Raw genomic sequence first — 10,498 nt, forward strand, 5'->3', positions numbered from 1 at the left:
CGATGGTGAGGGGCGCGTTGTCGTCGAGGGTGAGGTTGCCGACGTTGACGCTGCCGAGAGTGGTGATGGAGTTGCTGCCGGTGAGGATGACCGAACTGGCGGTGACGATGTCGAGACTTGATGCGTTGATATAGCCTGTGCCCGAACCTGAATTGGAGATGGTGCCTGCGTTGGCGTCGAGGCTGAGGCTGCCTGTGGCGGAGACGGCACCGGTGATGTCGAAGCCGCCGGCGCTGGTGTCGGTGAGGCTTGCGCTGGTGGCGGTGAAGGGGCCGGCGATGGTGAGGGGCGCGTTGTCGTCGAGGGTGAGGTTGCCGACGTTGATGCTGCCGAGAGTGGTGATGGAGTTGCTGCCGGTGAGGATGACCGAACTGGCGGTGACGATGTCGAGACTTGATGCGTTGATATAGCCTGTGCCCGAACCCGAATTGGAGATGGTGCCTGCGTTGGCGTCGAGGCTGAGGCTGCCTGTGGCGGAGACGGCTCCGGTGATGTCGAAGCCGCCGGCGCTGGTGTCGGTGAGGCTTGCGCTGGTGGCGGTGAAGGAGCCGGCGATGGTGAGGGGCGCGTTATCGTCGAGGGTGAGGGTGCCGACGTTGACGCTACCGAGAGTGGTGATGGAGTTGCTGCCGGTGAGGGCGACGAGGCTTGCGGTGGCATCGAGGACCGAGGCGGTGACGTAGCCGGAGCCGGCATTGGAGATGGTGCCTCCGCTGGCATCGAGGCTGAGGGTTTGGGCATCGATGTTGGCGTTGATGTCAATTTTGTTGGTTGGGCTGCTGGCAGTGTCGAGCAGCGAGATGCTGCTCGCGCCAAGAGCGCCGCTGACCTCGATGGTCCCGTTGGCTGTTGCCTCGATTGATCCGGCGGTAAGCGTCACCGGCGCTGCAATACGAATATCGCCGCCGGAATTCATCGCCAGTGTGGAGATCGACGAACTCGAGATGGCGGAGACGATCGAAATCAGGGACGATGCGCTGAGTTCGACCGCGCCGGTCTGCGAATCCAGTATCGATGCATCGATATAGGAAGACGTGCTACTGTCCGTGCCGACCGTGAGAGTGCCGGACGTGGTGGTCGTGCCCGCACTCGCGGTGCCGCTCGACGACGTGACAATGAGGGTCTGCGGATCGAGCAGGATGGTGCCGTTGCGCCCGCTGGGTGCGAAGGTGGTGTCGGTTCCCGAGAGGGAGATCACGCCGTCGCTGGAGATTTCGATCAGGCCACCGTCGCCATTCCCCGCGCCCTGGGCGGAAATCGTGCCGGCCGCCGTCGTTCTGTCGCGCGAAAGAACGGTGATTCGGCCGCCATTGCCGTTCCGTGTTGCATCGGCGGAAATTGTCGCCCCTTGGGCGATCGCGACCCGCGCGGCCTTCGGCGCCGTTGTGTCGGATGGTCCCTGCAACGCGCGCGCCGCATCGGTGCCGAGCGCCACGACACCGCCGCCCGCCGGGCCCGAGGCATCGATCCGCGCGGTGCTGGCCACGCTCACATTGCCTGTCGCATCGACGGCGATCGTTCCGCCGGAACTGCCAGGCGTCTCTCCCCGTGCCAGTAGCTGGCCGGCGACCTGGAGGTCGCCGCCGACTCCCTGAATGGTGATCGCGCCGGGCTGCCGGCCAACGCTGTCGGCCCTGAGTGTGCCGCCGACATCGAGAAGCTGCTGGATCAACCCGTCCACCGCCCGCGCCGTGAGGGTGATGCGCCCGCCATTGGCGATGATCGTTCCCTCGTTGGTCACCAGTGCGGTGACCTTCCGGCCGCCGAGGTCGATCTGCCGAACCGCCTGCGTCACGTTGATCGAGATCAGCCCATCGCCCGAAAGGTTCAGCGTGAAGGCCGATGCCCCGGCGAGCACGACATGGCCAAGCTGCGCGGTGATCGTCCCCCGGTTGATCACCTCCGGCGCCACGAAAGCGGCGAGGCCCGCCTGCTTCATCGTGATCCGCCCGTCGTTGACGATGCGGGCGCCGGGCTTTGGCTGCTGGTCGAAGATCAGCTTGCCCGCCATGAAGTTTTTCGGCGATATCCCCGAGGTGCTGACGACGAGGCTTTCGGCGTTGACTTCCGAGCCGGGCGTGAACACGACGCCATCCTGGTTGACCAGCACGATGCGCCCGTTGGCGTCGATCCGCCCGGCGATGATCGAGGGATTGTTGGCGATCACCCGGTTGAGCGCGATGGCCTGGGCGTTCGGCTGGTTGAAGGTGACGCGCGCCTTCGACCCGAGATTGAAGCTCTGCCAGTCGATTGCGGCGCGCTGGCTGGTCTGGGTGATCGTCGTCGTGCCGGGTGCCTGGGAAATCGTTGCCGAGCCGCCGACGACGGTGCCGCCCTGCGGCGTCGTCATCGGCGCCGGTTGCCCCGCGCGGCCCTGGGACGGGGCGAGCAGGGCCGCGGTCAGCGCTGTCGAGGCGAGCAGCAACCGCCGGCGGCCGGCACGGCGGCCCGGACGGGAGACGGCGATCCGATGCTGGCTATTCGTCATTCCCGCGCATCCTTGCCCCATCAATAGCGTGCGAGCACGCCCCAGTAGACAGCCGTTTCCCGAAGCGGCGGCACGCCGCTCGCCGGCGGCTGCAACTGCGTGACGAAACGGTGCACGGCGGCGATATCGAATTCGATCCGGCGCGTCAGGCGTAACCGGACCCCACCGCCAAACGAGGCGAGCCGCTTGTCGTTCGGCTTCTGTCCCAGCGTTCTCGGCTCATTCTGCCAGACCTGGCCCCAGTCGTAGAAGGTGTAGAATTGTGACCCGATGAAAAAATGTCGGCCCAGCAACCGCAGATTGAGCGGTGTGTTGAGTTGAAGCTCGGCACTTGCATAAAGAGCGTCGTCGCCGGTCACCTGCCCGGAATAATAGCCTTGGGCGATATGGTTGCCGCCGAGATAGAAGGTTTCGGAGGAGGGCAGGATGTCGGGCGAATACTGGCCGCCAAACGTCCCTTCGAGGGCGACGCTCGCATTCCGCCAGGGGTTGAACAGCGTCTGGGTGCGGTCGAGCGAGAGATCGATCTTCCAGAAATCGAACCGTTCCCCGAGGCGTCCCGCGTTCGACCTGCCGTTCGCGGACGCCCCGAAAAGCCGCAATCCACGTGACGCCTCGAGCGTGGCGGTGGTCAGGGCGGGCCGCGCGGCGCCGAGCACATCATCGCTGAACGCCTCGTCGAGTTCGATGCGCAGGGCGCGCACCGAGTCGGTCGAAGCGGGCGTCTCCGCGCCACTGAAGCCGGAGGCCGTGTAGACGATGTTGTCCGTGCCGTCGAAACGGGCCTTCAGTTCAAGCGACTGACCACGTTCGAGCCAGAGCGGGTAGCTGGCATAGAGACCGAACACGTCGAGATGCGCCCGATATCCCACCTCGCGCAAGGTTCCGGAGGGAATGGCCCGGCCGGCGCCGAAGTAGATCCCGATGCGAAGGCCGCTCGTCCCGGCGAAGAAACTCTCTGAAAACTGGCCGAAATTGTTGGTTCCGCCGGATGTGTGAAAGAACGACGCCTGGCTCTGCTCGCCGAGCGAGGTGAAGCTGTTCATGTCGCCGACGACGAGCCCTTCGGCGGGGCCGGTCTCGTCGAAGCCGCGGTTGTCGGCGGTCACAAGGGCCGAGAACGGTCGGCGGACGACGTCGGCCACCAGGGTGAGCGCACCGGGCGCCGCGGCATTGGGCTGCAGAACGGCGCCGACCGCGACACCCGGTATCTGCTGCGCGAGCAGCAGCCAGTGTTCAAGCGAGGCCTGCCGGACCGGCCGCTCATGGGTGAGGTGGTCCAGAAAGCCAAGGACGAGCGTGCCGACCGGACCGATATTCCGCGACAGCTTGACGCTGACGATGTGGCCCTCCGTGACGATGAAGCGGAGGTCGCCTGATCTGTTGATTTCCGCGGATACCGCGGTGAGCACGTAACCATGCCCGCGGTAGAGCGCGAGCAACCGCAGCCGCGCGGCCTCGATCGCCGGTAGCGGCGTTGCCGCGCCAATCAGCTTGCCGACGGTTGCGCGGAGTTGCGCCGGGGAAAAGGCGGTTGCCCCCAGCACGGCGACGGAGTGCACCGGCACGGACTGGTCCGGCACGGCGCCCTCCCGCCCGACCGGGCGGAAATCCGGCAATGATTGGCCGAGATTCGGCGCGGCACGCGGCATGATATGTTGCAGGGGCGACACTTGCGGCACGGTCGGCAAGGCGGTCGGGGCCGCGTGCGCGCCCGCCGCGCCGAAGACCGCCAATCCGAATGCCATGATCCCGGCACGGCATCCCTGCCGGCCCGCTACGCCCCGTCCGATCCGCATCGCCGTTCCCTAAGTCGTTAAGGATGTATAACCGAACGACGAATTCATATGAAGCCACGTAAAAGATTTAACGCACGCTGCCTCAAAATTTGAGAAATTGAGAAATTTGAATTCAAGGCGCGATATTTAGTGTGGAGTGCGGATTTTCGCTCCTTGCCATTGCAGTTTGCGTAGCTTCTGCGGCTTTGTTAACTATCAGGAAGAATGGGATGTCCGGCGGCTGGATGGAAAATACCTGTGCGGCGGGTCACGCGGCGCGCCGGCTTGCGGTGCTATGATGTATCGGGCTGGCGTTGCTGCGCGGGCGCGGAACGGCGCCGCCCGGGGCAAATCGTGATCGGGGGTTGGCGGAATGACGACTAATATCGATCTGCTTGACCTCCAGACATCGCTTGGTAGCGGCGTCCTGACGCTGGTCGGGGTCAATGGCCAGGCGGCGCTCAGCCAGTGCTTCCGGTATACGCTGTCGGTGCGCGCGGGTGCCGGCGGGCTCGATCCGAACGATCTTCTATACACGTCGGTCACCGTCACGATCGGGTCCGACGGGACGAACCAGACCTACATCAATGGCCTCGTCTCGTCCGTGGTCCAGAAGCCCGGCAACGCGGCCGGTACCGCGATCGCCGCCGGCCTCGAACTCTGGGATCATGAACTGACGGTCGTTCCCGCCCTCTGGTTCCTCGGGCAGACACTCGATTGCCGGATATTCCAGAACAAGACCGCCGTTGCCATCGTCAAGGAAGTTCTGGACGAATTCGAGATTACTTCATACGAGCTGCCGAGTGGCGGGACGAGCTATGACTATACAGTCATGTTCAATGAGACCTATCTGGACTTCATAAATCGCATCCTCGCGCGCGATGGGCTTTTCTATTATTTCGTCCACGAAAAATCCGGACACAAGTTCGTCGTCGCCAGCAGCTCGCAATCTCTCCCCAAGTTGGGAGCCGTCAAATTCGCCGGGCAGACCGCGACCGAAGTCGGGGTTCATACGCTCAGCCGCGCCGACAGCACGACCATCGGCAAGTTCATCGGGAACGACTACAACTATGAAACGGCATCCACCGGCCTCGTCTCCGATGCGGATACCGTGCTCAAGGCGAAGGGGGCGGCAACCCGCAAATTCTATCGCTACCCGTCGGAAAATCCCGTCAAGGAGGCGATCGGACAGCAGGTGCGCCATCAGAACGAGGCGGCCGAGGTTCGTGCCGGGTTGTTCGCCGGTGGCGGCAACACCCCGTCGATGCTCGCTCCCGGCAACGCCGTCACCATCACCGGCGATCCCTTCGGCATCGGCGATTACGTCATTGCGGCGGCCGCGCTCAGCGTGACCGATCACGCCGGCATCGGCGGAGGGACGGCCACCGTCGATGTCGCATTCACCCTGTTCGACGCATCGGTTCCCTGGCGGCCGGAACTCCTGCCGAAGCCGCAGATCGCCGGCTTGCAGTCCGCCCTCGTCGTCGGGCCCTCGGGCGATGAAATTTACACGAACAAGTACGGCCGGGTGAAGGTTCAGTTCAACTGGGACACGCGCGGCAAGAAGGACGAGAACTCGAGTTGCTGGGTTCGCGTGATCCAGCCCTGGGCCGGCGCCGGCTGGGGGTTCCAGTTCCTTCCGCGCATCGGCCAGGAGGTCGCCATCAGCTTCCTCGAGAGCGACATCGACCGGCCGGTCGTGATCGGTTCCTTCTACAACTCCGGCCAGGTCAGCCTGTTCAATCTCCCCGCCGAGCAGAACAAGGCGGGATTCCGCTCCCGCTCAACCAAGAGTGGCGGGACGTCGAACTACAGCGAATTCAGTATCGACGATACCAAGGGGTCGGAGGTTGTCCTGCTGCATGCGGAGCGGGATTATACGGTCGAGGTCGAGCATGATGAAACCCGCACGATCGGCAACAACCGCACGGTGACCGTCAAGAAGGACGAGGCGATCACCGTGGACGGCAACCAGACCGAGACGGTGAAAGGAAATCGTACCTTCGAGGTCAAGCAGGACCATTCCGAGACGGTCGATGGCAACCAGTCCGTCACGGTCAAGGGCAAGCAGAGCGTGTCGGTGCAGGGGCAGCAATCCGTATCCGTGACCGGGGCCGTCACCTATGAGTCGATGGAGTCGATCACGCTGAAAGTGGGCGGAAACAGCATCAAGATCGACATGACGGGCATCACGCTCTCCGGCACCCTCATCAAGATCAATGCCCAGGCCGAGCTTTCGACGAGCGGCGCGATTGCGCAGCATTCCGGCTCGGGGATGCTGAAACTCCAGGGCGGGATCATCATGGTGAACTGAGGTGGATGCACGGAAGATGGACAAGATACAGGCAGCCGTGCGTGAGACCGTACTCGCCCATGCAGCCCTTGGCGAGGAAGCGCTGGCGGCTGCCGGCGGCGCGGCCACCGTGCCCGCCCTGATCGACGCGCTGGAGGGAGCCGGCTTCCTGGTGGAGGCGACGCGGTGCTTCGCCCATGCCCTGCCGCGGCGCGAGGCGGTCTGGTGGGCGGCGATGTGCGCGCGGCACACCGCTCCCGCGGACCTCGCGGAGACCGGGCGCGCGACCCTCGATGCGGTCGAGCTTTGGGTTCGCCAGCAGAACGAGGAGGGGCGCCGCGCCGCGATGAGCAGGGCGGAAGCGATCGGGTTCCAGACGCCGGAGGCCTGGGCGGCGGTCGCCGCCTTCTGGTCCGGCCCGAGCATTTCCCCGCCCGACCAGCCGCCGGTGCCGCCGCCTGCGCATCTGACCGGCGTGGCCGTGGCCGGTGCCGTTGCCCTTGCCGCCGTGCGCGGGGACGCGCAGCGCGGCCCGGCCCGTCTCGCGCTCTTCCTTCGTTCGGCCCGTGAGATCGCCTCCGGCGGCGTCGGCCGACTGCCGCCGGAGGCCGAACAATGACCCTCACCCTCAGCGTGCTCCGCTGCCCGGATGCGGCCCCGCCGGAAACCCGCAGCATCGAGGGCGGGGAATTCCGCATCGGCCGCGGTCCGGACAATGACTGGGTGCTCACCGATCCCGATCGCGTGCTGTCCAAGCGGCATTGCGTGATCGCCTGGCGTGCCGGCGCCTGGCAGATCGCCGATACCAGCACCAACGGCACATTCGTCAATCAGGACATCGAGCCGCTTGGCGCCGGCCGCGTTCACGCGCTGAGCGACGGCGACCGGATCCGGCTGGGCAGCTACGAAATCGAAGCCCGTCTCGTCGAGCGCGGCTTCGGGGATGCGGGATACGGCGGTGGTTTCGGCGCCGCGCCCGCGACCCGGCCGGACCCCTTCGCCGATCCGTTCGGCGAGGACCCGTTCGCCAAGCCCGCGGCACCCGCTTCCTCTCCCGTATCCGACGAGTGGTTCGGCGGCGGCAATTCGATTTCGATGCCCGACGACTTTGCCGGCCTGCCGGATGACGATGCCCTGTTCGGCCCGACGCCGGTGCCCGACCACTCGCCGGCGCAGAACGACGTCTTCCGCCCCGCGCCGATGGCGCCGAAACTTCTGCCCGATGACTGGGATCTGGGCCTCGAACCCGGCGCCAACACGGCGTCGGCCGGCCCGGCATGGACGGCGCCTTCGCCGCTGCCGCCGCCCGCCGAGATCCAGCCGCCTCCACCGGCCGCTCCGGCGCCGCCCGCTCCCCTGCCGCCCGCCCCCGTGCCGGCCGCTCCCGTGCCGGCCGGCGCGCCCGGCGGCGATCTGCTCAGGATCTTTCTCGAGGCCGCGGGCATGGACGGGCTGCCGCCGCCGGCGGATCCGGAACTGCTGATGCGTCGCCTCGCCGGTCTGTTCCGCGCCATGGTGGGCGGGCTGCGCCAGGTGATGATCGCCCGCGCCGCGATCAAGGGCGAATTCCGGATCGAACAGACGATGATCCGCGCGCGCGGCAACAACCCGCTCAAATTCTCGGCGGATGACGACGATGCGATGGCCGCGCTGATCGGCCTCGGCCGCCGCACCAGCGACCTGCAGGCCGAGGAGGCGGTGCGGGACGCGCTGCGCGATATCCGCCTGCACGAGATCGCGGTGATGAGCGGCATGCAGGCCGCGGTGCGCGCCCTGTTCGCCCGGCTCGATCCCGCGCCGCTGCGGGCGGAGGCCGAATCGGCGCGCGCGCTGCTGCCGGCCCAGCGCAAGGCGCGCGCCTTCGAGGCCTATGAAACATTGTATGGCCAGCTCAGCGCGGCCCTTGCCGATGATTTCGACAACGTCTTCGGCAAGACCTTTGCCCGCGCCTACGAGCGCGCCCTGTCGGATGCGGAGGCCAGTGAAACGTGAAGCGCCGTTCGATCATCCTCGCACTTCCTGTCCTCCTTGCCGGCTGCGGCACGCCGCCGCCGAAGCCGCCGGCGGTGCTGTCGCTGACCATCACGGGCGGGGCCAACCAGAACCCCGATGCCTCGGGCACTGCCGAGCCGGTGGCCGTGCGGATCTACCCGCTGGTCACCGCCGGCAAGTTCAATGCCGCCGACCCGTATTCGTTGCTCGGCAAGGCCACGTCCCTGCTCGGCAGCGACCTCGCCGGTCCGTCGGAGCAGACGATCGTCGCGCCCGGCGCCACGGTGAAGCTGACGCACAAATTGCCGGATCAGGCGCAATCGATCGGCATCGCCGTGTTCTTCCGGGCGATCGACCGGGCGACATGGCGCCTCGTCGCGCCGGTGAAGGCGCATGAAACGAACGCGCTGACCTTGCGGATCGACGGATTGGACGCCAAGCTCGTCCCAACCAAACCGAAGGGCTGAACGTCGATGAGCTGGACCAACAGGGTCGTCTGGCAGGAAGGCATGTTCCTGCGCTCGCAGCATTTCCAGCAACAGGACCGTTGGCTCGAAGCCCAGGTGCGCGGCCGGGTGGCGGCGCTGCGGCCCTATCCGTGGGGGATCTCCCGTCTCGCGGTCAACCGGGAACTGCTCGGCACCGGCCGTTTCGCCCTGGCCGAGGCTGAAGGCGTGTTCGAGGACGGAACCTGCTTCTCCCTGCCGGGCGAGGCCGATCATCCGCCGCCGTTCGAGGTGCCCGAGAACACGCGCAACATGCTGCTTCACCTCGCGCTGCCGGTGCGCCAGCCCGGCGCCGCCGAGATCGCCGCGGAAGACGGCAGCACCGAGGGACGCTACGGCGCCGCCCGCTTCGAGGCCTACGACACGCATTCCGCCTCGCCCGAGCCGGCGGAGCTGCTGATCGCCCGGCTGCGCCTGCGCTATCTCCTCGACAGCGAGGACCGCGCCGGCTTCCTCTGCCTGCCGGTCGCGCGGATCGTCGAGGTTTCGGCCGACCGGCGCGTCACGCTGGATGACCGCTGGATCCCGCCGGCGCTGGTCTGTCACGCGGCGCCGCCGCTCGCCGGGCTGATCGCCGAATTCTCCGGCATGATCCACCAGCGTGGCGAGGCGCTCGCCGCCCGGCTCAATGCGCCGGGCACGCGCGGCGTCGCCGAGGTGCAGGATTTCATGCTGCTCCAGGCGATCAACCGCTGGCAGGCGATGCTCCAGCACTGGGCCGACGCCGCCGTGATCCATCCGGAGACCCTCTATTCCGCCTTCGTCTCGATGGCCGGCGAGTTCGCCACCTTCATCGAGGGCAGCCGCCGGCCCACCGCCTATCCCGGTTACCGGCACGACGATCTGCAACGCAGCTTCGCGCCGGTCGTCGCCGATCTGCGGCGGGCGCTCTCGGCGGTCATCGAACAGAACGCCGTGCCGATCCCGCTGCAGGAGCGGCGCCACGGCGTTCATGTCGGCCCGATCGTCGACCGCAGCATCCTGCGCGCCGCGAATTTCGTCCTGACCGTGCAGGCCGACGTGCCGGCCGAGACCCTGCGCCGGCTGTTCCCCGCGCAGGTGAAGATCGGCGCCGTCGAGCATATCCGCGAACTGGTCAACGTCGCGCTGCCCGGCATCTCGGTGCGGCCGCTCCCGGTGGCGCCCCGGCAGATCCCTTTCTATGCCGGCGCCACCTATTTCGAGCTCGATCGCGGCAGTCCGCACTGGCAGCAGATGCAGAATTCAGGCGCGTTCGCACTGCACGTATCGGGCGAATTTCCGGGGCTGAAACTCGAACTCTGGGCGATCCGCGGCTGAAGAGGGTGGCATGAGCGACAATCCGTTTGCCGAACCAGACGATTCCGACCGCACGATCATCAGGCCGGCGCCGGGCGGCCGGCGTCCCCCGCCCGCGCCGCCGCCGCCGCCGCCAACCGGCGGTGGCGACCCTTGGAGCGAG

The 10,498-nt window shown here is 66.8% G+C and carries 7 protein-coding genes; 5 read left to right on the forward strand and 2 right to left on the reverse strand.

Going from position 1 to position 10,498, the window contains the following annotated elements; genetic code table 11:
* Together RT91_RS22865 and RT91_RS02285 are read right to left on the reverse strand one after the other, a co-directional pair.
* Positions 1 to 2,488 (reverse strand): filamentous hemagglutinin N-terminal domain-containing protein (locus RT91_RS22865; RefSeq protein ID WP_035185534.1); only part of this gene is annotated, 2,488 nt, incomplete at its 3' end.
* Positions 2,489 to 2,508: 20 nt separating this feature from the next.
* Positions 2,509 to 4,236, reverse strand: coding sequence for a ShlB/FhaC/HecB family hemolysin secretion/activation protein (locus RT91_RS02285; protein ID WP_240314157.1), 1,728 nt, complete (start codon positions 4,234 to 4,236; stop codon positions 2,509 to 2,511).
* Between the two features lie 403 nt (positions 4,237 to 4,639).
* Between RT91_RS02285 and RT91_RS02290 the strand changes: the two genes are divergently transcribed.
* Genes RT91_RS02290 through tssK form a run of 5 tightly spaced genes read left to right on the forward strand, consistent with a single transcriptional unit; the run spans position 4,640 to position 10,356 of the window.
* Positions 4,640 to 6,580 (forward strand): type VI secretion system Vgr family protein, encoded by a 1,941-nt coding sequence (locus RT91_RS02290; RefSeq protein ID WP_035185536.1) that lies wholly within the window; start codon positions 4,640 to 4,642, stop codon positions 6,578 to 6,580.
* Between the two features lie 16 nt (positions 6,581 to 6,596).
* Positions 6,597 to 7,178 (forward strand): DUF6931 family protein, encoded by a 582-nt coding sequence (locus RT91_RS02295; protein ID WP_035185544.1) that lies wholly within the window; start codon positions 6,597 to 6,599, stop codon positions 7,176 to 7,178.
* Positions 7,175 to 8,551 carry a type VI secretion system-associated FHA domain protein TagH gene (gene tagH / locus RT91_RS02300; RefSeq protein WP_035185538.1) on the forward strand — a complete coding sequence of 459 codons (1,377 nt, stop codon included), beginning with the start codon at positions 7,175 to 7,177 and terminating at the stop codon, positions 8,549 to 8,551. Before RT91_RS02295 ends, tagH begins: the two co-directional genes overlap by 4 nt.
* Positions 8,548 to 9,018 carry a type VI secretion system lipoprotein TssJ gene (gene tssJ / locus RT91_RS02305; RefSeq protein ID WP_035185540.1) on the forward strand — a complete coding sequence of 157 codons (471 nt, stop codon included), beginning with the start codon at positions 8,548 to 8,550 and terminating at the stop codon, positions 9,016 to 9,018. The genes tagH and tssJ overlap by 4 nt, the downstream gene beginning before the upstream one ends.
* Positions 9,019 to 9,024: 6 nt before the next feature.
* Positions 9,025 to 10,356: a type VI secretion system baseplate subunit TssK gene (gene tssK / locus RT91_RS02310; RefSeq protein ID WP_007421661.1), complete on the forward strand. Its 1,332-nt coding sequence runs from the start codon at positions 9,025 to 9,027 to the stop codon at positions 10,354 to 10,356.
* Positions 10,357 to 10,498 lie beyond the last annotated feature (142 nt).

Source organism: Acidiphilium sp. JA12-A1 (assembly GCF_000724705.2).
Classification (GTDB): Bacteria; Pseudomonadota; Alphaproteobacteria; order Acetobacterales; family Acetobacteraceae; genus Acidiphilium; species Acidiphilium multivorum.

Excerpts from the sequence above, each read along its gene's own strand:
- RT91_RS02285 (WP_240314157.1), bottom strand. The coding sequence starts at position 4,236 with ATGGCATTCGGATTGGCGGTCTTCGGCGCGGCGGGCGCGCACGCGGCC.
- tagH (WP_035185538.1), top strand. The coding sequence starts at position 7,175 with ATGACCCTCACCCTCAGCGTGCTCCGCTGCCCGGATGCGGCCCCGCCG.
- tssK (WP_007421661.1), top strand. The coding sequence starts at position 9,025 with ATGAGCTGGACCAACAGGGTCGTCTGGCAGGAAGGCATGTTCCTGCGC.
- RT91_RS02290 (WP_035185536.1), top strand. The coding sequence starts at position 4,640 with ATGACGACTAATATCGATCTGCTTGACCTCCAGACATCGCTTGGTAGC.
- RT91_RS02295 (WP_035185544.1), top strand. The coding sequence starts at position 6,597 with ATGGACAAGATACAGGCAGCCGTGCGTGAGACCGTACTCGCCCATGCA.